This is a genomic window from Corynebacterium sp. zg-331, from assembly GCF_014267345.1.
Lineage (GTDB): Bacteria > Actinomycetota > Actinomycetes > Mycobacteriales > Mycobacteriaceae > Corynebacterium.
Window position 1 is genome coordinate 152,762 of sequence record NZ_JACMYD010000002.1, and the last position, 24,337, is coordinate 177,098.

Below are 24,337 nucleotides of genomic sequence, written 5' to 3' on the forward strand. Positions count from 1 at the left end.
GAGGGTTGCCAAGGCGCTCCTCGCCATCGCGGACCAGGCGGGGCTTTCCACCAGAACAGAAAAAGGCTTGACATCGCTGCTCGATCGCGTACGCAGCATCTCTGCGCTTGGTGTCTCCGTGTCCCTCTCTCACCCCGAGGACGAGGATGCCTACGTCGCGCTCACCGACCTCCTGGTAGAAATCGGGCGCGTGGCCATCGAGAGAAACGCGATGGTACTCATCTGCATCGACGAGATCCAGAACATCACCGACGAGACGATCCTCTCGCAGCTGCTCATCTCCCTGGGCGACGCACTCATCAAGGAGGTGACGATTACGGCTCCGGGAAACCGCAAGATCACTCGATACCTTCCCATCGCGGTGTACCTTTCCAGCCTTCCAGATTTTGAGCGCATGGCGCGCTCCCATAAGGGGGCACCCTTCACCCGCCGGTTCACATCAACGCTGCTCGGCTCGATCACTACCGCGGAGTGGAACAAGCACTTGCTCCCCTCGTCAACCAGGGATGGGAGGTAGGCGACGGGGAGAGCGGTGTGAAACACGTGTACATGGATCAGGATGCCCGCGACGCGATCATCGACCTGAGCAAGGGGAGCCTTTCTTCTTCCAGCTCGCCGGCGATTCCGCGTGGCATGCTGGAAGCACCGATACCATCACGCGCGAGGACGTGCTGGCGGGGTGGCGGACCGTCCACGACGAGGCGGAATCCCACGTGGCCAACATCCTCGATCGGCTCCCCAAGCAGGAGCGGCTACTCGTTGAGATCATGGGAGAGCTCGACCCCGCGGAACGCACCCTGAGCGCCATCGCGCGCACAGCCGGAGTGAGCCCCGCCTCGAATTTAGGAACGGCGGCGCAGCGGCTTGACATAGTCCGTGGCATCATCAATCGGGGCAAGCCCTACACCTTCCGTAATCAGGCGGTGGAGGCATACCTCACCACCGAGTGGCCGAGGAAGATCGCCTAGACTACGCGGCAAGCCTCCTCACGCCTCCACCAGCACCTCGGGGGACTGCACCTCGTGGTAGGGGTCCTCGCCAAGCACCAGGCTGGCAAACACCTGTACCCGGCCCGCACCCTCCCCGCTGCTGCCCAGGCCCGTCGGCCCGCCGCCGGTCCACAGCAGCGGCACCTCCGCGCTGTCACCCGGCGCCACCGCCTCCGGGAGCGCCACCGCCCAGCGGCCCTCGCCCGGCTGGCCGGAGGACTGCTCGGGTTCCCAGGTGGCGGGGCCGCCCACCAGGCCCTCGTCGCTTAAGACGCGCGCGGCGAAATGCAGCTCCGCACCCTCGCTCACGGCATCGCCCGTGCCGTTGTGCAGCCGCAACAGGGTGAGCACCCCGCCCTCGGCGGTGGGCTCCGCAGCGAGTTCGAGCCGCAGCGCGCCCGTGGCCGCCCCCGCCTCGCCGGATCCCTCCGCCGCCGTCGCTACACCGAACCCCGCGCCCGGGATCACCTTCACCGCCCCCACCGCCACGGTCAGGGCACCGATTTTCAGAAAGTTACGCCGATCCATCCGTGGCCTCCTCATGCCGCCGCGATCCGAACAATGCCGCCGATGGTTCCCTGCCACCACACCCCGCCGGGGCTGATGGTGCCCACCATCTGAAGGGTATCCACCCCAAAGAACGTCACCAGGCCGGGTAGGTGCTGCTCGTAGCGGGTCTCGCCGGTGGCGGCGTCGATCGCTACAGCACGAATCCGCACCCCGTTGCCCAGCGGCCCGGGGCGACGCTCGCAGGTGTAGACCAGGCCGTCCGGGCAGGACAGGCGCGGCACGGCCGAGGAATAGAGGTCGTCGCGCTTCCACACGTTGACCAGGCCCCCCTCGATGACGTCCCAGCGCTCCATACCTGGCGCGAAGGGCGCCTCCTTGGGCACGGATTCCCCGGCGTTATCCGGGTAGCGCGGGTAGGGGTAGCCGTAGGTGCACGCACCGATGATCGTGGCGCCCACGCCGATCATGGAGTTCTCCGTGCCCGAGGCGCCGGGCCGGAATACCCCGGCCTCGCCCAGTCGTTCCCCGGTATCCGTGCGATACACGATGATCTTTTCCTGCTCGTCGGCGTTGTCGCTGAGCATCACGTAGTCGCTGCCGTTCGGGCCGAAGAACGTGGGCGAGGCCCCCGATCCCCAGGAGAGCTGCCCGGGCTTGCGGGCCGAGCCGGCGTCGTATTCCCTGCGCCACCGCACACGAGGCGACCGGCCAGGCTCGGCGTCCAGCAGGTAGATCGCGCGGGAGGTAATCACGCTCACCCCCTCGGGGGCGGCGGAGATGGAGTTGTCGATGCGCTCGTCCTCCCCCAGGGAAAGCGCATGAAGAGTGCGGGCGGACTCGTCTACCACCGCCACCTGCCCCCGGGCGGAGGCCACCCACACGCGGCCCTGCCAGTCGGGCACCAGGCCCACCACCTGGTCGCCCTCGCGCCGGCTAAGAAAGCGCCCCAGATCCAGGCGTTCTTCCACCCAGAGGCGGGTGCCGGTGGGATCGTGGGCGATGCGCAACAGGGTGTTGGTGCCGTCCACCAGCACCATACGATCGGCGGAGTCCACGAAGGCGTACACCCCGCCCAGCAGCGCGCCCTTGGCGATCTCCAGCTCCCCCAGCACCGCCCCGGTGTCGGGATCGAGCACCACCACCTTGGGACGCAGGAAGGTCAACCCGGAGCCGATGCGCTGGGTGACCAGCACCTGGATGAGACCATCGCCGCCGCACAGCACGGTGGGGCAGGCCCCGCCGAGGTCCACGGTGTCCACCCGCCACGGGCGCGCGCCGGGGCCGGGCAGCGGGGTGGCGTCGGAGGATTGGGCGTCCGAGTGCATGGTGCCCATGCCGGGGGCGGCCAGGTGGGGGGAGGCTTGCGGGGTGTAGGCGAACTCTGCCACTGCGGGACTCCTGGGTGGGGGATCGTGTGCCCGCCCAGGATAACGCCTCTCGCGCCCCACCGGCTACCCTCTTTTGGCTATCGACGCCGCAGCCTAGGCGAAGCTCACGGCGTACCGGGCGATGGCCAACTCCTCGTTGGTGGGCACCACAAAGACCTTGATGGCGGAGTCCTCCGCAGAGATCTCGCGCGCGCCCTCGGCGGGCACGGCGTTGCGCTCCGGGTCGATCTTGATCCCGTAGGTCTCCAGCCCGGCCAGGGCGTCGGCGCGCACGGCGGCGTCGTTTTCCCCCACCCCGGCGGTGAAGGTGATCGCATTGACCCTGCCCAGGGCGATCATGTAGGAGCCGATGTACCGGCGCAGCTGATGGATATAGATGTTGTAGGCCAGCCAGGCGTCCTGGTCCTCGGCCTCGATCATCTGGCGCAGGGCGCGGAAGTCGTTGACCCCGGCAAGGCCCTTGACCCCGGACTGCTTGTTGAGCAACTGATCGATCTCGTCAATGCTCATGCCCGCCTGGCGGTGCAGGTGGAACACGATGCCGGGGTCGATGTCACCCGAGCGGGTTCCCATCGCCAGGCCCGCCAAAGGGGTCAGGCCCATCGAGGTATCCATCGCCCGGCCGCCCCGGATCGCGGCGGCTGAGGCGCCGTTGCCCAGGTGGAGGGTGATCTGATTGACGGCCTGGGCGGGCAACCCCAGCAGCCCCGGAACCTGCTGGGAGACGTATTCGTGGCTGGTGCCGTGGAAGCCGTAACGGCGCACCCCGTTCTCCAGGGCCACGTCCTTGTTGATGGCGTAGAGCGCGGCGGCAGGCGGAAGAGTGTGGAAGAAGCCGGTGTCGAACACCGCCACGTGGGGGATATCGGGAAGCAGGGCGCGGGCCACCTCGATGCCGTCTACGTTGGCGGGATTGTGCAGCGGGGCCAGGGGGATGAGGTCGCGGATCATTCCCACGATCTCGTCGGTGATCAGCTCGGGGGCGGAAAAGAGGATGCCGCCGTGCACTACGCGGTGCCCCACGGCCACCACGTCCACCTGCCGCGGACCGCAGCCGTGCTCCTCCATGAGGGCAAACACGCGCTTGAGGCCGGTGGAGTGATCGGGTACCTCTTCTTCCACCTCGTGTTTGTTTCCCCCGTGCTTGAGGATGATCTTCCCGGAGGGCTCCCCGATCTGTTCCACCAGGCCGCTGACGAAGGGAGCCTCGGTGGCGCCGTTGGCGGGATCCACCAGCTGAAACTTGATGGAGGAGGAACCGGAGTTGAGCACAAGCGCAAAGGACATTATTTTCCTCCTGCCTGGATCGCGGTGATCGCCACCGTATTCACGATGTCCGCCACGGTGGCGCCGCGGGAAAGGTCGTTGATGGGTTTGTTCAGGCCCTGCAGGATCGGCCCCACCGCCAGGGCGCCCGCGGTGCGCTGGACCGTCTTGTAGGCGATGTTGCCGGCCTCAAGGTCGGGGAAGACCAAGACGTTGGCCCGCCCGGCCACCGGGGAGTCCGGCATCTTCTTCGCCGCCACGGCGGCGTCCACGGCGGCATCGAATTGCAGCGGGCCGTCCACCTTGAGGTCCGGGGCGGCCGCGCGGGCGCGCTCGGTGGCGGCCGCCGCACGCTCCACGTCCGGGCCGCTGCCGGAGGTACCTGTGGAATAGGAGAGCACCGCCACGCGGGGGTCGATGCCAAACTGCGCCGCCGTGGCGGCCGAGACCACGGCGATCTCTCCGAGCTGCTCGGCGGTGGGGTTGGGATTGACCGCGCAGTCGCCGAAGGCCCACAGCCGCCCCGGCATGACCATGAGGAAGATGGAGGACACCACGGAGGCCCCCGGGGCCGTCTTGATGATCTGGAAAGCGGGCTTGATGGTGTGGGCGGTGGTGTGCGCCGCCCCGGAGACCATGCCGTCGGCCTGGCCGGTGTGCACCATCATCGTGGCGAAGTAGGAAATATCCCGCATGGTCTCGCGCGCCTGCTCCAGCGTCACCCCCTTGGTCTTGCGCAGCTGCGCGAACTGCCGGGCAAAGTCCTCCGCGCGCGGGTCGTTGCGGTGATCCACGACGGCGACCCCGGAGAGATCCAACCCCAGCTCCGCGGCGCGCGCGGCGATCGTCCCGGGGTCGCCCAGGATGGTCAGATCCACCACTTCGCGGGCCACGAGCGCGTGCGCGGCGCGCAGGATGCGATCGTCCTCGCCTTCGGGCAGGACGATGTGTGCCTTGGCCGCCGCGGCCTTGTCCAGCAGCCAGGACTCAAAGACCTCGGCGGACATCACGGGCTGCGCCCGCTCGGTGACCTCCTCCAACCGGGAGAACTCGGCGTCGGTGAGGGCGGCGGCTACCACCGCGCCGGCGTGCTTCATTTGCCCCACGGCGAGGTCGATGTGGGCACCGGGGGCGTCGATCAGCGCCACGACGGGCACCCCGAGGGCCGCGGCCGCCTGCGCGTCGAAGAGGTAGTTCCCCGTTCCCCGCAGCAGCGCGGCCTCCCGCTCCTCGAGGGCGTCGAGGGGCCCGGCGGCCAGAACGCCGGCCACCGTGGGGTGGCCCTCCCCCGCGATGGCGCAATGGCGCAATCCCCGCTCGGCGGCCCAGGTGCGCGGCTCCACCCCCTCGAAGGTGCGGTTGATGGTGGTCAATAGGAAGGAACGGGAATGCGTCATGGATAACCTTTCCGGCGGAGCGGATTATTTTCACCCGCGCACAAACAGCTATGACTTGCCCGATTTTACCGCCTTGCCACGCCCTATAGGAGAAAACGAGGCAGTAATTTCTCCGCCCACCGCCGCCCCCGAACGCGGGATCCTTCCCGGCGACCGCACCGCTCAGTACACTGTCCCCTGTTAGCTTTCTGCCGCCAAGAGAGATAAGGAATACCCCCATCATGTCCCGTCCGCTTCGCGTTGCCGTCGTCGGTGCCGGTCCCGCCGGCATTTACGCCTCCGATCTTCTGGTGAAGTCCGATCAGGACGTACAGATCGATCTTTACGAGCGGATGCCCGCCCCCTTTGGCCTCATCCGCTACGGCGTGGCACCCGATCATCCGCGCATCAAGGGCATCGTGAAGTCTCTGCACAACGTGCTGGATAAGCCGGAGATCCGCCTGCTGGGCAACATCGAGGTGGGCAAGGACGTCACGGTCGCAGAGCTGCGAGAGTTGTACGACGCCGTGGTGTTTTCCACCGGCGCCACCGGCGACCGCGACCTTCCCATTCCCGGCTCCGACCTACCCGAGTCCTACGGCGCCGGGCAGTTCGTGGGCTTTTACGACGGCAACCCGGACTTTACCCGCGACTGGAACCTCACCGCCTCCTCCGTGGCCGTGGTGGGCGTGGGCAACGTGGGCCTCGACATCGCCCGCGTGCTGGCCAAGACCGGCGAGGAGCTCCACGTCACCGAGATCCCGGACAACGTCTTCGAGGGGCTGTCCGCCAACGCCGCCCGGGAGGTGCACATCTTTGGTCGGCGCGGCCCCGCCCAGGCGAAGTTCACCCCCATGGAGCTCAAGGAGCTCGATCATTCCCCCACCATCGAGGTCATCGTGAACCCGGAGGACATCGATTACGACGCCGCCTCCGAGGAGGCCCGGCGCGCCTCCAAGTCCACCGACCTGGTGTGCCAGACCCTGGAGCAGTACGCCATGCGCGATCCCAAGGGCGCGCCGCACAAGCTCTACATCCACTTCTTCGAGTCCCCCGTGGAGATCATCGGGGAGGACGGCCACGTGGCCGCCATCAAGACCGAGCGCACCGAGCTGGACGGCAACGGCGGGGTGCGCGGCACCGGGAAGTACACCACCTGGCCGGTTCAGGCCGTCTACCGCGCGGTGGGCTACCGCTCCGACGAGGTCACGGGCGTGCCCTTCGACGACGCCGCCGCCGTGATCCCCAACGACGGCGGCCATGTGCTTGACGCCCCCGAGGGCACCGTGGTGCCCGGCCTCTACGCCACCGGGTGGATCAAGCGCGGCCCCGTGGGGTTGATCGGCAACACCAAGTCCGACGCCAAGGAGACCATCGAGATGCTCCTTGCCGACTACGCCGCGGGTCGCCTCGCCGCCCCCGACGCCGAGCGCGCCACCCCCGAGGCGGCCCTGGAGTTCCTGGAAAACAAGGGCATCGCCGTGACCACCTGGGAGGGCTGGCACCGGCTCGACGAGGCCGAGCGCGCCCTAGGCGAGGCCGAGGGGCGCGAGCGCAAGAAGATCGTGGAGTGGGAGGAGATGGTGCGCCACGCAGGACCGCAGGGCTAGCAGGCCTTCGGCTCAGCGCTCCAGCCAGGCGGAATCCAGCTCCCCGTGGCGGGAGCAGCGCGCCGCCCACCCCTGGGGAAAGACCTGAACCACCATGCGTCGGCCGCATATCTGGCAGTAGCGCGGCGGCTCGTAGCCGGCCCGCGCTCCCGGCGAGCGTTCCTTCGCGCCTCCCCTCGCACCCGTGTGGGGGTCGAAGATCGGCGGCGCGCCGGTCAGCACCGCCGCGACGAGTTCGTCCGCGGGCACCGCTATACCGCCGAGTTCAGCGCCTTGATGGGCAGCTGAATCCTGTCCATCATGTCCAGGTCCTCCTCCATCGGACGCCCCAGGGTGGTGAGGTAATTGCCCACGATCATGGCGTTCATCCCGCCCAGCAGGCCCCGCTCCGCCCCGCGCGGCCCCAGGGTGAGTTCCCGACCCCCGGCAAAGCGCAGGGTGGTGTGCGGCATGGCGAGGCGGAAGGCGCCCACGGCGCGCAGGGCATCGCGGGAGTCCATGACGGGGTAGTCCGCAAAGGGGGTGCCGGGGCGGGGATCGAGGAAGTTCATGGGCACCTCGGCCGGTTCTACCTGCGCCAGCTGCACCGCGAACTCCGCGCGCTGCGCCAGCGTCTCCCCCATGCCCAGGATTCCCCCGGAGCACACCTCCATGCCCGCCTTGCGCACCAGGTCGAGCGTGGCGCGCCGCTCCTCCCAGGTGTGGGTGGTCACCACCGCGGGAAAGAAGCTCCGCGCGGTCTCCAGGTTGTGATTGTAGCGATGCACCCCGGCCCGAGCCAGGCGGCGCACCTGCTCCTCGGTGAGCGTCCCCACGGAGGCCGCCACCTGGATGTCCACCTCCGCTTGAATGGCCACCACCGCGCCTTCGAGTTGCCGCATGAGCCGCTCGTCCGGCCCCTTGACGGCGGCGACGATGCAAAACTCCGTGGCTCCAGTCTTGGCCGTATGCTTGGCGGATTCCACCAGCTTTTCTATGTCGAGCCAGGCCGCGCGCACCGGGGATTCGAAGAGGCCGGACTGGGAGCAGAAGTGACAGTCCTCGGGGCAGCCGCCGGTCTTGAGCGAGACGATGCCCTCGATCTCCACCTCCTCCCCGCACCAGCGCAGCCGGGTTTCGTGCGCCAGTTCCAGCAGGTCGGGGATGGCGGCGTCGTCAAGCCGCAGGATCTCGAGAATTTCCGCCTCGCTCAGGCCCTCTCCATCGTCGAGGGCTTTGGATCGGGCGGTGGCGAGGATGGACACGGGGTGCTCCTTTGAGACGCGAAAGGGATCACGGCCGAGCATAGCCGCCCCATTGAACGGCGTTCAATTCCCCTGTGATCTTGCGCCTCACACCCTTTTCGTTTCCCGCACCACACCCCAGGCACGGGCGCGGGCGTAGGTTTTTGCCCATGAAAAACACGCTCAGCCGCAGGCAATTCAGCCGCGCGACGCTCGCCGCTGGTATCCTTCTCGCCGCCACGCGCCTCCCCCTGACCGCGCGGGCCAGCCGCATGAGCGGGGAGCTGATGAGTCTTCGCTTCCCCGGCTCCACCCTCGACCCCCACGCCCGGCCCGTCACCGTGCGGTTTCACACCCCCGACGCCACCGTCTCCCGCCTGATCGCTCCCTCGCCCCACGGCCGGGACGGGGACTTTCCCCTGTGCTCCGAGCTGATCGCGGTGCCCGAGGCAACGACCGCGATCGAGGCTCCGCCCGAGGTCAGCACGCACCTGCACCCGACGATCCCCCAGATCCCGCTCACCCCGGCGCAGGCCGCGCACCTGGGGGACCCCGAGGCCACGGTGACCGAGGATCTTCGCGTGGTCTCCCGCGAGCAATGGGGCGCCGACGAAAGCCTCATGACCTGGGAGCCGGAGGAGGGCACGCCCGTGTGCGTCACGGTGCACCACACGCACATCCCCAGCGGGCAGGAACCGGAGTATCGGCGCAACTGGCCAGCGGCCGTGCGCGCGATTTATCGCTTCCACGCCTCCTCGGATAACGGCGGTCGCGGCTGGGGCGACATCGGCTATCACCTGCTCATCGACCCCGAGGGCACCGTCTACCAGGGACGCACCACCGGAACGCCGGGCCGGGCGGTGTTCTCCCCGGACGGCGGGCTGGTCACCGCCGGGCACGTGCTCCACGCCAATACCGGCAACATCGGGGTGTGCGTCATCGGGGACTTCGACCGGTATCACCCCACCACGGCGGCCCACTCCTCCCTGGTCACGGTGCTCGGCGCGCTATGTCGGGCGCGCGGCTTCGATCCGCTCGGCCAGGTGCACTACGTCAATACCGTTTCCTCCGTGGACGTCACGCGGCCGACCATCAGCGGACACCGGGATTGGCAGGACGTCACCGAGCTGCCCGAGGATTGCCCGGGGCGCAACCTGTGGTACCAGCTGCCCGAGGTGCGCCAGCAGGTAGCGGAACGGGGGTAGGCCCGCCCGCTTCCCGGGGAATTATTCCCCAGGAAGCGCCTGCGGTGACTGCAAGGTACGCACCCAACGACGCAACCACCCCCGCTAAGGGGTAACTTATGGTATAGTTCATGGTAGTTGCTCTCGCGGGGGCACCCCCTTGGGGGTGGATGAGTGACCAGCCGCGTACACCACCAACCATGCAGGCAGGAGCGTTGTCATGGCCTTATTCATAATCTCTATCATCCTTATAACCCTCGGGATACTCACTCTTCTTGTCCGTCCCACCACACCGCCATCCGGATCGGAAGAATCGAAAAACACCCTCGCCCCCCGCACCCGGCGAATCATCGGCGGGGCGACCACCGCCATCGGCGTTATCGTCCTGGCCCTGTCGTGCGTGACCGTGGTGCAGCCGCGCACCGTCGGCATCACCACGGCCTTCGGCAAGCCCACCGGCTCCCTGGGCAACGGGCTGCACCTCAAGGCACCGTGGGAGTCCGTGACCAAGCTCGACGGCGCGAAGCAAAACGACATCTACCGCGACGGCGGCGAGGACACCCTGGGCAACATCGAGGTGCGCCTGGGCAACGATGCCAAGGCCACCGTGGACGCCTCCCTCCAATGGCAGCTCAAGGTGGATCGCGCCGAGGAACTCTTCATGGATTACCGCACCTTCGAGGGCATCCAGTCCAACCTGGTGGATCGCAATTTCCGCGCCGCCCTCAACGAGGTCATGAGCGGATACGATCCCCTCTCGCCCGGCAACGTCGATGCCAACAGCGACACCCTCGCGGCCCTGTCCCAGCAGACCCTGGACAAGATGCGCGCCAAGGTCAATGGGCAAATCGAGGTGCACTCCGTGACCATTCCCATCATCAACTTCGACCAGTCCACCCAGGCCAGGATCGACGAGCTGCAATCCGAAATCGCGCGCACGCGCATCGCGGAGCAGAAGAAGGCGACCAACGAGGCCGAGGCCCGCGCCAACCAGGCCCTGGCGGGATCGCTATCCCCCGAGGTGCTCACCTCCAAGTGCCTGGACATCGTGGCCGACAGCAATCAGTCCCCGCTCGGCTGCTTCCCCACGGGCGTGCAGCCGGTGGCGGAAGCGCGGTAGCGCCGCTCGCGGCCCGTCGCGCCGGCGGCGGACAACAAAATACCCCCTGACCTAGAAAAAGCCAGGGGGTTTCCGGCGGAGGATGTGGGATTTGAACCCACGAGGGGCGTGAACCCCGCACGCGTTCCAGGCGTGTGACATAGGCCGCTAGTCGAATCCTCCAGCGCACACTCGGCATCACTGCCGCGTACCGCAATAACAGTACACCCGCCCCGCGCCGGGAGCAAATCTCCTGCCCACGCCGCCCGCGCAGCCAAAGCCGCCCGCGCGCCTTGGCCCCCGCCGAATCATGGGATACAATCGGAACCCGGATCTCGTGCGGCGTGTATCTTGTGAACTCCCCCAGGGCAGGAATGCAGCAAGGGTCAGCGAGCTCTCGCGGGTGCGCGAGGTCCCCTTAATTTTTTGGGGTTCCTTTGGCGGCATGGCTTCCGCGCCCTGCACGGCCACTCCGGCAGCAGGTAGGATAGGGCTACATTATTGTGCCTTTTTGATCCCACCGGAAGGAAACCCCCGTTGTCTCTTCTTGATCTGAGCCCCGAACAGCGCGCGGATCTTGCAGCCCAGGTGCGCAAGCAGTACCACGAACTCCAGGCCAAGGGCCTTCAGCTTGACCTCACCCGAGGCAAGCCTTCCGCCGAGCAACTGGATTTCTCCCGCGAACTCCTCTCCCTTCCCGGGGATGCGTGCCTCGATTCCACCGGGGCCGACGTGCGCAACTATGGCAACCTGCGCGGTGTGGCCGACATCCGCCGGATCTGGGGCGACCTGCTGGGCGTCGATCCCCAGCTCCTCATCGCCGGCGATGCCTCCAGCCTGAACATCATGTTCGACCTCATCAGCTTCGCCTACACCTGGGGCACGCCGGACTCCCCGCGCCCCTGGTCGCAGGAGGAGACGGTCAAGTGGATCTGCCCCGTGCCCGGCTACGACCGCCACTTCACCATCACGGAGACGTTCGGCTTCGAGATGATCCCCGTGCCCATGCTCGACGACGGCCCCGACATGGAAGCGATCCGCACGCTGGTGCAGGATCCCCAGGTCAAGGGCATGTGGACGGTGCCGGTCTTTGGCAACCCCACCGGCGTGACGTTCTCCGAGGACACGACCCGCGCCCTAGCGGAGATGGACACCGCGGCCCCCGATTTCCGCATCGTCTGGGACAACGCCTACGCGGTGCACACGCTGACCGAGGACTTCCCCGAGATCCACAACGTCCTGGAGTTCGCCGAGCAGGCCGGGCACCCGGATCGCTTCTGGTGGATGTCCTCCACCTCCAAGATCACGCACGCGGGCGCCGGCGTGAGCTTTTTTGCCTCCTCCCCGGAAAACCTGGACTGGTACACCTCCCTCACCGGGGTGCGGGGCATCGGGCCGAACAAGGTCAACCAGCTGGCGCACGCCCTGTTCTTCCGCGACGCCGAGGGGGTGCGCGCCCTCATGCGCAAGCACGCGGCGTCGCTGGCCCCGAAGTTCGACCGCGTGCTGGGGATTCTTCAGGAGCGGCTGGGCACGTATGATGTAGCGCGATGGACATCGCCGCAGGGCGGCTACTTCATCTCGCTGGACGTGCTCGACGGCACCGCCGCGCGCGTGGTGGAATTGGCGCGCGAGGCGGGCATCGCGCTCACCGGCGCGGGGTCGTCGTTCCCGCTGCATCGGGATCCCCACGACCGCAACATTCGCCTGGCCCCGTCCCTGCCTCCGGTGGAGGAAGTAGCGGAGGCGATGGACGGCGTGGCCACCTGTGTGCTGCTCGCCGCCGTGGAGAAGTTGGGTGCGTAGCGGGCAGGAACGCAGCGGCAGAGGAAGGAGCACGACGGGACAGTGAATAGATCCGAGACGGAGTACTGGCTCAATGATTTCATGCCCGCCGAGTTGAGCGTTCACCCCGCCGGCGGCGTGCACATTGGGATCGCGGAGTTTAGCGGCCAGGCCATCGCCTGCACCACCAACTTCGCGCGCGTGGACACCGGCCTCCAGGTGGAAGGCGAGGGCACCCCCACCGACGTGCGCAGCGAGCTCTTCACGGTCATCGACGGTTCCGCCGTCCCCGCCGTGCGCGTGCTGGGCACGGCCGTGGACGTGCTGCGCAAGAACGCCTCCGTGCTGCCCGCCGAACCGGGCACCATGCTCCCGGATCTCGCGCACCGCTCCGGGATCCTGGAGGATCAGTTCGGCTTCGACTCCGGGATCACCATTCTCCACGGCCTCCTCGTTCCGCCCTTCATGTGGGGCGGGCCGGTGCCGCAGTTCACCGAGGCGGCGGGCGACGTCCACGGGGAGGGCGTGACCCCCGGGGCCGGGCGCCTGACCGTCATGCTCCAGCTCATCATGCTCACCAACGAGGAGCGCGAGCGCGTGATGCGCGAGGGCATGAGCCGCTTCCTCAGCGAGGTCCAGGCCGAGCAGATCCCGGTGCATAACTGGCGGCGATAGGACGCAGGTAGGCTGTGGGGCGTGTCGCTTTACCGGAAGTATCGCCCCGCCTCCTTTGCCGAGGTCGTGGGCCAGGAACAGGTCACCAGGCCGTTATCCGCCGCGCTCGATTCGGGGCGGATCAATCACGCCTACCTCTTCTCCGGGCCCCGCGGCTGCGGTAAGACCTCGTCCGCGCGCATCCTGGCGCGTTCGCTCAACTGCGTGCACGGCCCCACCTCCACCCCGTGCGGCGAATGCGCATCCTGCCGCTCGCTGGCCCCCGGCGGGCCGGGCAACCTCGACGTCACGGAGCTCGACGCCGCCAGCCACAACGGCGTGGAGGACATGCGCGAGCTGCGCGATCGCGCCTACTACGCCCCGGCGGACTCCCGCTACCGGGTATTCATCATCGACGAGGCACACATGATCTCCAACGCGGGGTCGAACGCCCTGCTCAAGATCGTGGAGGAACCCCCGGAACACCTGATCTTCATCTTCGCCACCACGGAACCGGACAAGGTCATCGGCACCATCCGCTCGCGCACTCACCACTACCCCTTCCGCCTGCTCACGCCCCAGGCGATGAAGGGCCTGCTCGCCCGCACGGTGGAGGCCGAGGGCATGACCGTGGAGGACTCCGTGTACCCCCTGGTGATCCGCGCGGGCGGGGGCAGCCCCCGCGATTCCCTGTCCATCCTGGATCAGCTGCTCGCCGGCGCCGGGCCGCACGGGCTCACCTACCAGGAGGCCCTGCCGCTGCTCGGCGTCACCGACCTCTCGCTGCTCGACGCCACCGTGGAGGCCCTCGCCGACGGCGATAAGCCCCGGCTCTTCCAGACCATCGACGAGGTGATCGAGACCGGCATCGAGCCGCGCCGGTTCGTCTCCGACCTGCTCGACCGGCTGCGCGATCTCATGGTTCTCGAGGCCGTGCCAGAGGCCCTGGAGATGGGCCTCGTGGAGGCGCCCGCCGACCGTGCCGAGGCGCTACGCGCCCAGGCCGCACGCTTTAGCGGGGCACACATCACGCGCCTGGCGGACCAGGTCAACAGCCGCATCGCCGATCTGCGCGGCGCTACATCCCCGCGCCTGCTCCTGGAGATCCTGGCGGCACACCTGTTGCTTCCCGCCGAGCAGCCCCCCGCTCCCCTGGCGGCCTCCCCCCAGCACGCCGCCAAGGCGGCGGCGCAGGCGGCCGCCTCTCCCTCGCCTCAGCCCTCCGGCTCCGGCAGGCGCGTCTACGAGCGGCCCTCCCAGCGCTCCGCCCGGCAGGCCCCTCCCCCCGCCGACGCCTCCCGGCAACAGACCAACCCGGAGCCTCCTTCCGCACCACCGGAGCACCAGAACCCCGAGAAAAGCGCCCCCGGGGCTCCCCCCGCCTCCGCCCTCGACAAGATCCGGGGCGAATGGGCTCGACTGCGCGAGGACATCGGCGCGCGCAACCGGGTCGCTCAGATCATGCTCACCGAGGCCGCCGTGCTGGGAATCCGGGAGGACACCCTGCTGCTCGGACATAACACGGGCGCCCTGGCCGCAAGGATCAACGCGGAACGCAACAACAAGGACATCGCAGAGGCGGTGGCTCAGGTGGCCGGGCACCCCCTGAAGGTGCAGTGCGTGGTGGGCACCGATCCCGCCGCGCACGGCTTCGCTGCCGCACCGGCGCCGCCAAAGCCGTGGAACCCCACGGAGCAAGCGAGCCCCCGGGAGCACTCCGCACCCCCCGCGGAGCCGGAGGAACCCGCCAGACCGACCCCCGTGTGGGGCAAGCCCGCGGCCCTCGGCGGGCGCGATAGCGACGACGAGGCCGCGCCCACCCCGGCTCCCGCGCCCCGGCCCGCCCCGGCCCAGGCCGCCGCGCCAAGGATCACGGTGCCCACCGCACCCCGCGGTCGCCCCGAGTCCACCGACGACGTCCCCCTTCCCCCGGAACCGACAGATCCGTACGCACCCCCGGAGGACGCACCCCCGCCCGAGGCCCCAGAGCAGCCCGCGGCCCCCGGGGAGTCCGAGGAAGAGGAGATGCTGCGCGCCGCCGTCAGCGAGCCCGGCAGCCGGGATCGCCGCGACGCCATGACCGTGGTGATGGAGCTCCTCGCCCAGGAACTGGGGGCCAAACCCCTCTGAGGCCCGGTAGGTAGACTCGGAAGCCGGAATAATCCGCGACGACGAAAGGCGATACCATGACCCAGCCCGATATGCAGGCCATCCTCCAGCAGGCCCAGGAAATGCAGCTGCAACTCCAGCGTGCCCAGAAGGAGATCCTGGCCACCGATATTTCCGGCACCGCCGGCGGCGGCCTGGTGACCATCACCATGACCGGCGGCGGGGAGGTCAAAGACGTGCAGATCTCCCCCGAGGTGGTCGACCCCGAGGACGTGGACACCCTTCAGGACCTCATCGCCGGGGCCTTCGCGGACGCCCACGCGAAGGTGGGGCAGTTGGCCGAGCAGAAGATGGGGCCGCTGTCCCAGGGCCTTGGCGGCGGCCTCGGCGGCATGCTCGGGTAACGTAGCAGCGGTGTTTGAAGGACCTCTCCAAGACCTCATCGATGAGTTCTCGCGCCTGCCGGGCGTAGGCCCCAAGAGCGCGCAGCGCATCGCGTTTCACCTCCTGCACACCGACCCCCAGGACATCGCTCGCCTGCAACGGGCGCTGGGGGAGGTCAGCGACGGCGTCACTTTTTGCCGCATCTGCTGCAACATCTCTTCGGCGGAGGTCTGCCGCATCTGCGCAGATTCCGGGCGCAACCGTTCCGTGGTGTGCGTGGTGGAGGAGCCCAAGGACATTCAGGTCATCGAGCGCACCGGGGAGTACACCGGGCGCTATCACGTGCTCGGCGGCGCCCTCAACCCCCTGGCCAACATCGGCCCGCGCGAGCTCAACATCTCTACCCTGCTTCAGCGCATCGGCGGCGCCCTTCCCGATCGCCAGCTGGCGGATTCCACGCCGGATAACCCGCTCTACGACTCCGCCCCGGAGATCACCGAGGTCATCCTGGCCACGGACCCCAATACCGAGGGGGAGGCCACCGCCTCCTACCTGGTGCGGCTGCTGCGCGACTTCCCCGGACTGACCATCTCCAAGCTCGCCTCGGGCATGCCCCTGGGCGGGGACTTGGAGTTCGTCGATGAACTCACCCTTTCCCGGGCACTCAGCGGAAGGCTGACCATAGGATGAAACGTCCCCCGATCCTTCTTTCCTGCGCGCTCCTCCTGGTGGGCGCCGCCACCGGCTGCTCCACGCAGCGCACCGTGGAGGGAGAGTCCCCCAGCGCCACCATGAGCATGGAGGGCATTCGCACCCCCGACGATCCGATCCTGGGCGCGGTGGACGAGGACGGCACCTGCGACGCAGCCGTGCTGACCGCGGCGGATGCCACCCTGGTGTATCACGGCCAACCGGGCGATAGCATCGAGGTGACCGCTACCCCGGCCGCGGGCGCCGAACCCACGGTGGAATCTTTCGAGATGAGCAGCACGGAGACGGAACACCGCATTGAGCTAGGTGAGTGGAGCTCCCTCGACGTCAGCGCCAGCGGGCGGGTGGGCCTGCCGGGACGCTGCGCGCTGCACCGATAGGTCGGGCCCCTAGAACAACCCGCCCAAGGCCTCGTCCAGGCTGGTCTGGAGCTGCTCGGCCAGCATGTCGAAGGGATCGGGGATCTCCGGGGCCTGCTCCGGGTTCTCCTCGTACCAGGCGATGGCCCCCTGCATGTCGTCGTACTGGGTGCGGGTGGCATCGGCGGCCTCGGTGGAGTCCGGGAGGGCAAAGTGCTCGTTGACCTGTCCGTCCTCGATACCGTAGCCGTCCTGGATCGCCCGGTCGATGGGCTGAGCGCGGCCGATGGGCCCAAAGGCCATGGACGATACGCCCAGGGCCTCGCCGGTCTGCGGGTCGTAGTTCACGCCGCCGGAGTCGCCATTGTCGTAGTTCAGGCCCGCGCTCCACAGGCCATTTTGGGTGCGGAAGAGCTGCACGCCGCAGGAGCGCCCACTGGTGTTGCCATCCTTGCAGATCGGCTGGCCAAAGTTATCGGCGGAGATCTCCCAGAAGCCCAAGTCGGGGTAGTCGCGTACTCCCGTCAGCACCACCGGATCCCCGTGGGAATGGCCCTGCGCATCCACGGAATCCACCACGCGGGTGGCGCTGACCCCGGGCTCCAGCTCCACGGTGCCCCAGTCCGGGGAGTTGAACGCCTGGTTGAAGCTCGCCAGCGGGGTCGCGCCCTCCTCCTCGGCCACCAGGGGGCCGCCGGCATCGGCGTAGCCGATCACCTTGTCGCCCTCGGGAGTGGGCAGGTACACCGCGTCGCCCGCCTCGCTGATGCCCTGGATGCCGTACACGCAGTGCGCGGCGCTCACCAAGATGTCCTTCTGAGTGCCGTCGGCCAGGGTCACGGTGCCGGGCACCCCCTGGGAGCAGGTGGAGCGCTTGTACTCGTCGGGCATCGACTCCGGCAGGGAAGCCGCGATCTCGCTGTATTCGTCCATGCGCATCGGGGAACCGGGGGCCACCTCGGCGGCTCCGGCAGTGGGGGCCAGCGCGGGGGCGGCGAGGGCCGCGGCGCACAGCGCCACGGCGGAAGTACGAATCCTCATGATATTCACGTTATCCTTGGTCTTTTTGTTCTCATTACATATCACTGGCGTTCCCGGAGCGCGGCGCCAAGCCCCGCCCCCACCACGGCACCCACCGTGTCTTCGGCCAATGCCGCCAGCCTATCAGCAGTGTCGGCAGCATCGTCGGCAATTGCGCTCAGGTTGGTGGGATCCTCGCGCACCTGCGCGACGGAGGACTCCGCCAGGGCGCCGATCTCTCCCGCGGCGACCCCGACGTTGGCCTGCACGATCTCCCGCGCCTCCTGCTCGGTGGGCAGCTCCTCGGCCACGACGTCCTGGGCCCATTCCTGCACGACAGCCTGATCCTCGTCGTAGGAGCGCATGGGGGCGTGCTCCTCGGTGGAGTCCGGCAGGGCAAAGCGCTCGCTGACCTGTCCGTCCGGGATGCCGTAGGCCTTTTCTATCGCCACATCGAGGGGCTGAGCTCGGTTGATCAGCCCGTAAACACTCATGGAGTTCACGCCCAGGGCCTCCCCGGTGAGGGGGTCGAAGGACACCCCGCCGGAATCTCCCGGCAGCATGAATCCCACGGACCACAGCCCGTTGCTCGACCTGAGCACCTGCACCCCGCAGGTGCGCCCGGTGGTCTGCCCCTCCGAACAGATGGGCCGTCCGGCGTTATCGAAGGAGATCTCCCAGGGGTCCAGGTCGGGGTAGTCGCGCACCCCCGTCAGCGCCACCGGCTCCCCCAGCGGCATCAGGTCGAAACCCAGGGAGGATTCGGAGGCCGCGAGGCGGGTCATGCCGACGCCCTCGACGATGTCCGCGGTGGCCCAATCGTCGCCGTCGTACATGAGGCGGAGTTCCTCGGGATCAGTCTCATCCAGGGCCGGGTGCACCGGTCGGCCCTGATCGCGCACCGCGATGAGGCGATTGCCCTCGCGCAATGGGGCGTAGACCTCCGGCGCCATCTCCCCCATGCCGGATCCCTCGAGCCCCCACAGGCAGTGCCCCGCGGTGACCATGACGTCCTTGCGGGAACCGTCCGGCAGCGTCACCGTTCCCGGCACCCCCTGGGAACAACCCTGGGCGAACGCCTCCAGCGGAATCTCGTCCAGCGGCACGCCGTCTAGCGGCGGGAAGGTCTGCATGGCGGCCCCCGGAGCCACCTCCGCGGCCTGAGCAACCACCACGGCGGGCACGCAGACCAGGGAGGCCGCCAGGGCCCATGCTGTACGCCTTATTCTCATATGTGCGCTCTTTTCGCCTCTTCATCTTTCGGGTCACCGCTCACACTAAGTCCGCGCACCATTCTCCACAAGGGTCCTGGCACCGCTCCCCTATTCCGGGGGCAATGCCGCCGTCACCCGCTGCACCACCTCGCGCTCGCTGCCCGCCTCCAGCAGGTGCTCCCGGAAACCCGGGGTGGTCAGCGCCCGCGCGATCCTCGCCAGGATCGCCAGGTGCTGTTTGCCGGCATTCTCCGGCACCGCGATGAAAAAGACCAGACGCACCGGCTGCTCGTCCGGCCCCGTCCACCGCACGCCCTCGCGCAGCCGCGCCACCGCCAACACCGGCGCGCGCACCCCGGCGCAGCGCGCGTGCGGGATCGCCACCGCCTCGCCCACCGCCGTGGTGCCCTTCTCCTCTCGTTCCAGCGCCGCGCGCAGCACCTCCTCGGGCCGGGCTATGCGGGGCCCGGCGGCATGAATCAGTGACCGCAGCAGGTCGTCGCGATCGCGGGCCCGAACGTCCAACAGCACCGCGCGCTCGGACAGCAGGCCCGCGCGCCCCGACCGACCGAGCCCCACCGCGCACACGATGACAGTCGCGGTCACCGCCACCCCCGCCGCCAGGGCCAGGAAAAACCACCCCACGCCTTCGATGGCCCCCAGGGCGGCCACGATCGGCCCACCGTGCATCACGTGATCGGCCACGGCCCACCATCCCGCCAGCGCCCCGGCCACCGCGCCGCCCGCCACGTTGGCGGGAATCACCTGGAGCGGTCGGGCCGCCGCCAGCGGAATGGCCCCCTCGCTGATGCCAAAGAGACCCATGAGCATGGCGGCCGCGCCCGCCTCGCACTCCGCCGGGCTAAACCACCGGCGGCGCAGCATGGTGGCCACCCCCACCGCCAGCGGAGGCACGGAGATCGCCGCGGCCACCATGCCCATCGGATAGGGATTGCCCGCCGCGATCAGGCCCCCGCCAAAGAGAAACGCCGTCTTATTCAACGGCCCGCCCATGTCGAAGGCGATCATGGCACCGAGCACCGCCCCCAGGAGAACCACGGAACCACCGTCGAGGCCCTGGAGTACCCCCATGAGGCCCTCGAAGAGCGCCGCGATGGGATGCCCAATCACGTAGATGAAAAACAGGCTCACCGCGAGCGTGGTGAAAAGGGGAATAACGATGATAGGCCACAGAGGCGCCACAAATTTATTCACCGGAATACGCCTGATTCCCAGAGCCACGTACCCGGAAAGAATGCCGGTGATAATGCCGCCGATAAAGCCCGCCCCGGCCTCCGAGCCATAGAGCGACCCCGTGACCGCCACCAGACCCGTGACGAAGCCCGGCGCGAGCCCCGGCCGTTGAGCGATCCCAGCGGCAATGTAGGCGGAGAGTACCGGCACCATCAGGCTCAGGGCCAGGGAGCCGAGCTGCTCGATGGTGGCCCAGACAGATCCCTCCGGGATCGCCAAGCCCGCCGCCGTGGGCTGCCCACCCACCGAGAGCGCCACGGACAGCAGCAGCCCTCCGGTGACCACGAACGGGATCATGTGCGATACGCCGTTCATCAGCGCCTGATACAACGCGCGCAGGTGCCCCCGCACCCCCGTCGACGGACCCGCCGCGGGCGGCTCCTCCCCCGCCGGGACGCTTCCGGGCAGGACGGGTGCCCCCTGGGCGGCGGTCAGAAGCTCCCGCGGGCGCCTGATCGCTTCTTCCACCCCCGTGGTGAGCACGCGCTTACCCGCAAAGCGCTCCGGGGAGACCGCGACATCAGCGGCGATGATCACCGCGGCGGCCGCGGCGATGTCGGCGGCGCTGAAGGTGCCTTCCACGCCGATGGAGCCGTGCGTTTCCACCTTGAGGCGCACGCCGACCTCGGCGGCCGCGGCCTGCAGCTTTTCCGCGGCCATATATGTGTGCGCAATGCCGGTGGGGCAGGCGGTGATGGCCAGGAGGAGGGGAGGGCTCTGAGGATCCATGCCCCTGAGACTAGGCCACTAACGCTGCCCGCTCACGGTGATCTCCCCCGCGGCCCGGTGCACCGCGGCGCGCGCGGCCTCGGTATTCTCCCCGGTGGCCAGGGCCACGCCCACGATCTGTCCCGCCCGGGCGCGCTGCTTGCCGAAGAACTCCACGGTGGCCTCCGGTACCGCGCACGCCCGATCCAGGCCCGCGTACCGGGGCGAGTCCATTTCCTCCGGGCTCAGGATCATGGCGGCCGCGCCGGGGGAAACAAGGGTGACGTCGATGGGCAGGCCCAGCACCGCGCGGGCGTGCAGATCGAACTGAGAGAAGCGCTGGGAGCACAGGGTGACTAGACCCGTGCAGTGGGGCCGCGGCAGCACCTCCGAGAAATACACGTCCTCGCCGGAGACGAACATCTTCACGCTGAACACGCCGCGCCCGCCCAGCGCGTTCGATACGCGCGCGGCCACGGAGCGGGCGTTGTCCAGCGCGGCGGGCTCCATGTGAACCGGCTGCCAGGCCTCGGTGTATTCGCCGCTGTGGTAGGTGCAGCCGATGGGTTCGCAAAACCAGGTGGCCAGCTTGCCCGTGGCGGGGTCGATGGAGCGCACGGCCACGAGGGTGACCTCGTAGTCGAAGTCGATCACGCGCTCGACCACGATGCGCCGCCCCTCCGGAGGCGCCCCGGCGGGGAAATCGGACGTCAGGTAGCGCCAGGCGGGTTCTACCTCCTGCTCGCCGCGGATCATGCGGTGATCCTTGGCGCCGGGGCCGCCGTGATCCGGCTTGGCTACGCAGGGATACCCGAGGGACCCCACCGCCACCTCAAACTCCGTGTATTCGGAGACGAACTGGTAGTTCGTGGTGGGCAGGCCCAGCTCCTCGGCCGCCAGCTTGCGTATCCCCTCGCGGTTGAGGGCCAGCTCCGCGGCCTTGGCGTTGGGCACCACGGCGGCCCGCTCGGTGGCCTCCACGGCGGTGAGCACGTTGGCCGCGATCCGCTCCACCTCGGGCACGATAAAGTCCGGGCGCACGCTCGCGATCAGGTCGGTCACCGCCCGGGCGTCGGTGACGTCCACGGCGTGCGCGACGTGGGCCACCTGCTGGGCAGGGGCGTTGCGCACGCGATCGACGGCGTGGACTTCTACCCCTAAACGCTGAAAGGCCATGGCGAGCTCGCGGCTAAGATAGCCCGACCCCAGCAGCATGACCTTGGTGGCGCAGGAGGTATGCGGGGTTCCGATTACTTCCGGATAAACCATGCGCTCCATGATAGGGCGCGCGCGGCGACGCCACGGAATCCCCACGCCCGGCCGGGCGTCCTCCTATCCGTACAGCCCGGCGGAGATAATATCGGCCATCGCGCGCTGCCCCTGGTCGGAGGGGTGCATGGGCATGGTGTGGTTGGCGTCATCCACGAAACCCACCGTCCAGCGCTGTGCCGGATCCGGGTTGCACATGCCGTGTCCCAGGGAGGCCTGGTAGACGTCGATGAAGTTCGCACCGATGCCGCGCGCGGTATCCCGGATCTCATCCCGCATGGTGTCCTGCAGCACCTTACCCCCGGGGATCAGCATGGGGAGCTGCGCGGAACCCTGGTTGGCCGGGCAGAAGAAGTCTCCGCTAAGCAGCTCGGGATAGCTGGCCAGGGTCACCCGGGCGTGCGGGGCCACGGTGCGGATCCGCTCCTTGATAGCGCGCAGCTCCAGGCGGTACGGGGTGAAGTCCAGGCCGTGGGGGGTCACCGCCTCCACGGGAACGTCCGCCCACAGCAGGGGGGTCATCCCGCCGTACATGATGACCACGTCCTGCGTGGCCGGACCGAGATCCCCCTTGGCGATGGCCGATTCCAGGTAGGAGGCCATGTCCGCCACCGGCACCCGGCCGGTGCCGTTGCACGACCAGTCCGCCAGGCTGCGGCCGGTGCGCTCGGCGATCAGCTTGGGCCAATTCTGCTTATCGGTGGAGCAGAAAGGGATGTACGGGGCGCGGGCGGGTTCGAGATAGCGCCCACCGAGCTTGCCCGCGTGGGCGGTAAAGGAGTCTCCGAAGGCGACCAGCTGCGCTCCCTGGGGCTGACCGGAGGACAGGGGCGCCCCGGGCAGCGCACCGGCCACGGGGGCCGCCACGGACAAGGCAAGTGCCGACGCCGCCGTCACCGCCGCGGCCTTGATGATCGAGGAGATTTTCTTCATGGCGTGTACTTTCCATCCTGACAATGCGCTTATTGTCACCCGTATCTTCCGGGCGTATCGCTCACATCCCGGTACACGTTACCGTAACCAGTGAGATTTTTGTTACTTATGCGTCAGATATGAAAACGATGCGGCCGGGCCGCAGCAAAGCAGAGGGCGCGTGCCGCCATCGTGCGAACGCGCGCCCTGCCCCTCGGAACCGAGGCGCAATGTCGAGGGACGCTAACCGCGCAGCCCCTCCGCGATGATCCCGCCCATCGCGCGCTGCCCCGCGTTCGAGGGGTGGGAGGGCATGGTGTGCTCGGTGCTGTCAAGGAAGCCCACCGTCCACCGCTGCTCGGGGTCGGGGTTGCAGGTGCCGTGTCCCACGGACGGGGTATAGACGTCGATGAAGTTCGCGCCGAGGCCGGCGGCCGTCTCCCGGATCGTGTCGCGCATGGCCGTCTGCACCGCCGTGGCCCCCGGCGCCGGAATCGGGGTGACCACCGGGCCGAAGTTCACCGGGCAGTAGGTGTCCCCCGAGATGTACTCCGGGTAGCTCGCCAGCGTCAGGCGGGCCTTCGGGGCCACCTCGCGCACGCGATCCTGCACGCGCAGGAGGAATTGGCGGAACACGGAGGCATTGGTCACCGCGCCCGGATTCACCAACTGCACCGCGCCGTCCACCCAGTAGAAGGGATCGAGACCACCGTACATGATGACGACCTCTTCGGTATCCGGCCCCAGATCCCCGTACTGAATGGCCATCTCCAGGTACAGCGCCATGTCCACGCTCATCCCGTTGCAGGACCAATCCCCCACGGTCTTGCCCAGGGCGTTGCCGGCTATCTTGGGCCAGTTCTCCCGATCCGTGGCGCACTTGGCGGCCCAGGGCGTCTGCGCCATTTCCACGCCGCGCGGCCCACCCTTGCCAGCATGCGCGGTAAAGGAATCACCAAAAGTCACGATCTGCTTGCCATTCGGGGTGGTCTGCGGGGCGGTTCCGGGCAGCTCCGGCAGCGCGGGCAGCGGAACGATCGGGTCCGCGGTGGCGGGAACAGCGGCCAGACCCATGCCCAGCGCGGCCACGGCACCAACGACGGCCGCGCGCAGGGCGGCGATATTCTTCTTCATGTCTTGCGTCCAATCTGTACACATCCGTGTGCCGGATCTCCGCGAACCAAGGGCGGCCTCGGTACCGAATAGCGGAGTCCATCCACGCTCTCTATCTACTTTTGGCGACGATGCGTTACAGCCTAGCTGACGATCGGCTGTGGACTCTAAAGGCAAGAGCCACGCCGCCCGTGCCCGGG

At 68.4% G+C, this 24,337-nt stretch carries 23 protein-coding genes, 1 tRNA gene and 1 other RNA gene; 12 read left to right on the forward strand and 13 right to left on the reverse strand.

Going from position 1 to position 24,337, the window contains the following annotated elements:
- The first annotated feature begins 118 nt into the window (after positions 1-118).
- Together H7347_RS10560 and H7347_RS10565 are read left to right on the forward strand one after the other, a co-directional pair.
- A complete protein-coding gene (locus H7347_RS10560; RefSeq protein ID WP_222129905.1) occupies positions 119-517 on the forward strand; it encodes a hypothetical protein in 399 nt (132 codons plus the stop codon).
- A 151-nt stretch (positions 518-668) separates the two neighbouring features.
- On the forward strand, positions 669-968 hold the full coding sequence (locus H7347_RS10565; protein ID WP_222129906.1) for a hypothetical protein: 300 nt from the start codon (positions 669-671) through the stop codon (positions 966-968).
- 18 nt (positions 969-986) lie between these two features.
- On the opposite strand, the gene H7347_RS04020 is transcribed toward H7347_RS10565, so the two are convergent.
- From H7347_RS04020 to pta, 4 genes are all read right to left on the reverse strand, one after another.
- Positions 987-1,517 carry a hypothetical protein gene (locus tag H7347_RS04020; protein WP_152821569.1) on the reverse strand — a complete coding sequence of 177 codons (531 nt, stop codon included), beginning with the start codon at positions 1,515-1,517 and terminating at the stop codon, positions 987-989.
- 11 nt (positions 1,518-1,528) lie between these two features.
- The gene (locus tag H7347_RS04025; RefSeq protein ID WP_370513906.1) at positions 1,529-2,887 is read right to left on the reverse strand and encodes a 6-pyruvoyl tetrahydrobiopterin synthase; all 1,359 of its coding nucleotides are present in this window, start codon (positions 2,885-2,887) and stop codon (positions 1,529-1,531) included.
- A 93-nt stretch (positions 2,888-2,980) separates the two neighbouring features.
- The gene (locus H7347_RS04030) at positions 2,981-4,174 is read right to left on the reverse strand and encodes an acetate kinase (protein WP_152821571.1); all 1,194 of its coding nucleotides are present in this window, start codon (positions 4,172-4,174) and stop codon (positions 2,981-2,983) included.
- Entirely contained in the window at positions 4,174-5,550 is a 1,377-nt protein-coding gene (pta, locus tag H7347_RS04035; RefSeq protein WP_152821573.1) for a phosphate acetyltransferase, read from the reverse strand. The genes H7347_RS04030 and pta overlap by 1 nt, the downstream gene beginning before the upstream one ends.
- A gap of 221 nt (positions 5,551-5,771) precedes the next feature.
- Between pta and H7347_RS04040 the strand changes: the two genes are divergently transcribed.
- Positions 5,772-7,139, forward strand: coding sequence for an FAD-dependent oxidoreductase (locus tag H7347_RS04040; protein ID WP_152821575.1), 1,368 nt, complete (start codon positions 5,772-5,774; stop codon positions 7,137-7,139).
- A 12-nt stretch (positions 7,140-7,151) separates the two neighbouring features.
- Here the strand turns inward: H7347_RS04040 and H7347_RS04045 are convergent, their stop codons facing one another.
- On the reverse strand, positions 7,152-7,394 hold the full coding sequence (locus H7347_RS04045) for a hypothetical protein (protein ID WP_186337248.1): 243 nt from the start codon (positions 7,392-7,394) through the stop codon (positions 7,152-7,154).
- Positions 7,391-8,425 (reverse strand): biotin synthase BioB, encoded by a 1,035-nt coding sequence (gene bioB / locus H7347_RS04050; protein WP_152821577.1) that lies wholly within the window; start codon positions 8,423-8,425, stop codon positions 7,391-7,393. Before bioB ends, H7347_RS04045 begins: the two co-directional genes overlap by 4 nt.
- A 107-nt stretch (positions 8,426-8,532) precedes the next feature.
- Here bioB and H7347_RS04055 point away from each other — a divergent pair, with 107 nt between their 5' ends.
- Both H7347_RS04055 and H7347_RS04060 read left to right on the forward strand, forming a co-directional pair.
- Complete coding sequence (locus H7347_RS04055) at positions 8,533-9,567, forward strand: peptidoglycan recognition family protein (protein WP_152821579.1); 1,035 nt, start codon at positions 8,533-8,535, stop codon at positions 9,565-9,567.
- Positions 9,568-9,766: 199 nt separating this feature from the next.
- A complete protein-coding gene (locus H7347_RS04060) occupies positions 9,767-10,666 on the forward strand; it encodes an SPFH domain-containing protein (RefSeq protein WP_152821580.1) in 900 nt (299 codons plus the stop codon).
- A gap of 76 nt (positions 10,667-10,742) precedes the next feature.
- Here the strand turns inward: H7347_RS04060 and H7347_RS04065 are convergent.
- Positions 10,743-10,828 (reverse strand) — tRNA-Ser (locus tag H7347_RS04065).
- Positions 10,829-10,972: 144 nt separating this feature from the next.
- On the opposite strand from H7347_RS04065, the gene ffs reads away from it, so the two are divergent.
- The 7 genes from ffs to H7347_RS04100 all read left to right on the forward strand — a co-directional run bounded on the left by ffs (position 10,973) and on the right by H7347_RS04100 (position 16,668).
- Positions 10,973-11,067, forward strand: an RNA gene (gene ffs, locus H7347_RS04070) — signal recognition particle sRNA small type.
- Positions 11,068-11,182: 115 nt separating this feature from the next.
- Positions 11,183-12,451 carry an aminotransferase class I/II-fold pyridoxal phosphate-dependent enzyme gene (locus H7347_RS04075; RefSeq protein WP_152821582.1) on the forward strand — a complete coding sequence of 423 codons (1,269 nt, stop codon included), beginning with the start codon at positions 11,183-11,185 and terminating at the stop codon, positions 12,449-12,451.
- 42 nt (positions 12,452-12,493) lie between these two features.
- Entirely contained in the window at positions 12,494-13,105 is a 612-nt protein-coding gene (locus tag H7347_RS04080; RefSeq protein ID WP_152821584.1) for a hypothetical protein, read from the forward strand.
- Positions 13,106-13,126: 21 nt separating this feature from the next.
- Positions 13,127-15,214 (forward strand): DNA polymerase III subunit gamma and tau, encoded by a 2,088-nt coding sequence (locus H7347_RS04085; RefSeq protein WP_186337218.1) that lies wholly within the window; start codon positions 13,127-13,129, stop codon positions 15,212-15,214.
- 56 nt (positions 15,215-15,270) lie between these two features.
- Positions 15,271-15,597 carry a YbaB/EbfC family nucleoid-associated protein gene (locus H7347_RS04090; protein WP_152821588.1) on the forward strand — a complete coding sequence of 109 codons (327 nt, stop codon included), beginning with the start codon at positions 15,271-15,273 and terminating at the stop codon, positions 15,595-15,597.
- A gap of 10 nt (positions 15,598-15,607) precedes the next feature.
- Positions 15,608-16,267 (forward strand): recombination protein RecR, encoded by a 660-nt coding sequence (locus tag H7347_RS04095; RefSeq protein WP_186337219.1) that lies wholly within the window; start codon positions 15,608-15,610, stop codon positions 16,265-16,267.
- A complete protein-coding gene (locus H7347_RS04100; RefSeq protein ID WP_152821592.1) occupies positions 16,264-16,668 on the forward strand; it encodes a hypothetical protein in 405 nt (134 codons plus the stop codon). The genes H7347_RS04095 and H7347_RS04100 overlap by 4 nt, the downstream gene beginning before the upstream one ends.
- A 9-nt stretch (positions 16,669-16,677) precedes the next feature.
- On the opposite strand, the gene H7347_RS04105 is transcribed toward H7347_RS04100, so the two are convergent.
- From H7347_RS04105 to H7347_RS04130, 6 genes are all read right to left on the reverse strand, one after another.
- On the reverse strand, positions 16,678-17,688 hold the full coding sequence (locus H7347_RS04105) for a hypothetical protein (RefSeq protein ID WP_152821594.1): 1,011 nt from the start codon (positions 17,686-17,688) through the stop codon (positions 16,678-16,680).
- Between the two features lie 41 nt (positions 17,689-17,729).
- Positions 17,730-18,899, reverse strand: a complete 1,170-nt coding sequence (locus H7347_RS04110) for a hypothetical protein (RefSeq protein ID WP_152821596.1) — start codon at positions 18,897-18,899, stop codon at positions 17,730-17,732.
- A gap of 90 nt (positions 18,900-18,989) precedes the next feature.
- Positions 18,990-20,864, reverse strand: a complete 1,875-nt coding sequence (locus H7347_RS04115; RefSeq protein ID WP_152821598.1) for a fructose-specific PTS transporter subunit EIIC — start codon at positions 20,862-20,864, stop codon at positions 18,990-18,992.
- Between the two features lie 18 nt (positions 20,865-20,882).
- Entirely contained in the window at positions 20,883-22,112 is a 1,230-nt protein-coding gene (gene purT / locus H7347_RS04120) for a formate-dependent phosphoribosylglycinamide formyltransferase (RefSeq protein WP_152821600.1), read from the reverse strand.
- Positions 22,113-22,175: 63 nt separating this feature from the next.
- Positions 22,176-23,045 (reverse strand): SGNH/GDSL hydrolase family protein, encoded by an 870-nt coding sequence (locus H7347_RS04125; RefSeq protein ID WP_152821602.1) that lies wholly within the window; start codon positions 23,043-23,045, stop codon positions 22,176-22,178.
- 222 nt (positions 23,046-23,267) lie between these two features.
- Positions 23,268-24,158, reverse strand: a complete 891-nt coding sequence (locus H7347_RS04130) for a GDSL-type esterase/lipase family protein (RefSeq protein WP_152821604.1) — start codon at positions 24,156-24,158, stop codon at positions 23,268-23,270.
- Between the last annotated feature and the right edge of the window lie 179 nt (positions 24,159-24,337).

Coding starts and splice junctions, on each gene's coding strand:
- H7347_RS04020 (WP_152821569.1), bottom strand. CDS start 1,517: ATGGATCGGCGTAACTTTCTGAAAATCGGTGCCCTGACCGTGGCGGTG.
- H7347_RS04030 (WP_152821571.1), bottom strand. CDS start 4,174: ATGTCCTTTGCGCTTGTGCTCAACTCCGGTTCCTCCTCCATCAAGTTT.
- pta (WP_152821573.1), bottom strand. CDS start 5,550: ATGACGCATTCCCGTTCCTTCCTATTGACCACCATCAACCGCACCTTC.
- H7347_RS04040 (WP_152821575.1), top strand. CDS start 5,772: ATGTCCCGTCCGCTTCGCGTTGCCGTCGTCGGTGCCGGTCCCGCCGGC.
- bioB (WP_152821577.1), bottom strand. CDS start 8,425: ATGCTCGGCCGTGATCCCTTTCGCGTCTCAAAGGAGCACCCCGTGTCC.
- H7347_RS04055 (WP_152821579.1), top strand. CDS start 8,533: ATGAAAAACACGCTCAGCCGCAGGCAATTCAGCCGCGCGACGCTCGCC.
- H7347_RS04060 (WP_152821580.1), top strand. CDS start 9,767: ATGGCCTTATTCATAATCTCTATCATCCTTATAACCCTCGGGATACTC.
- H7347_RS04090 (WP_152821588.1), top strand. CDS start 15,271: ATGACCCAGCCCGATATGCAGGCCATCCTCCAGCAGGCCCAGGAAATG.
- H7347_RS04100 (WP_152821592.1), top strand. CDS start 16,264: ATGAAACGTCCCCCGATCCTTCTTTCCTGCGCGCTCCTCCTGGTGGGC.
- H7347_RS04105 (WP_152821594.1), bottom strand. CDS start 17,688: ATGAGGATTCGTACTTCCGCCGTGGCGCTGTGCGCCGCGGCCCTCGCC.
- H7347_RS04110 (WP_152821596.1), bottom strand. CDS start 18,899: ATGAGAATAAGGCGTACAGCATGGGCCCTGGCGGCCTCCCTGGTCTGC.
- H7347_RS04115 (WP_152821598.1), bottom strand. CDS start 20,864: ATGGATCCTCAGAGCCCTCCCCTCCTCCTGGCCATCACCGCCTGCCCC.
- purT (WP_152821600.1), bottom strand. CDS start 22,112: ATGGTTTATCCGGAAGTAATCGGAACCCCGCATACCTCCTGCGCCACC.
- H7347_RS04125 (WP_152821602.1), bottom strand. CDS start 23,045: ATGAAGAAAATCTCCTCGATCATCAAGGCCGCGGCGGTGACGGCGGCG.
- H7347_RS04130 (WP_152821604.1), bottom strand. CDS start 24,158: ATGAAGAAGAATATCGCCGCCCTGCGCGCGGCCGTCGTTGGTGCCGTG.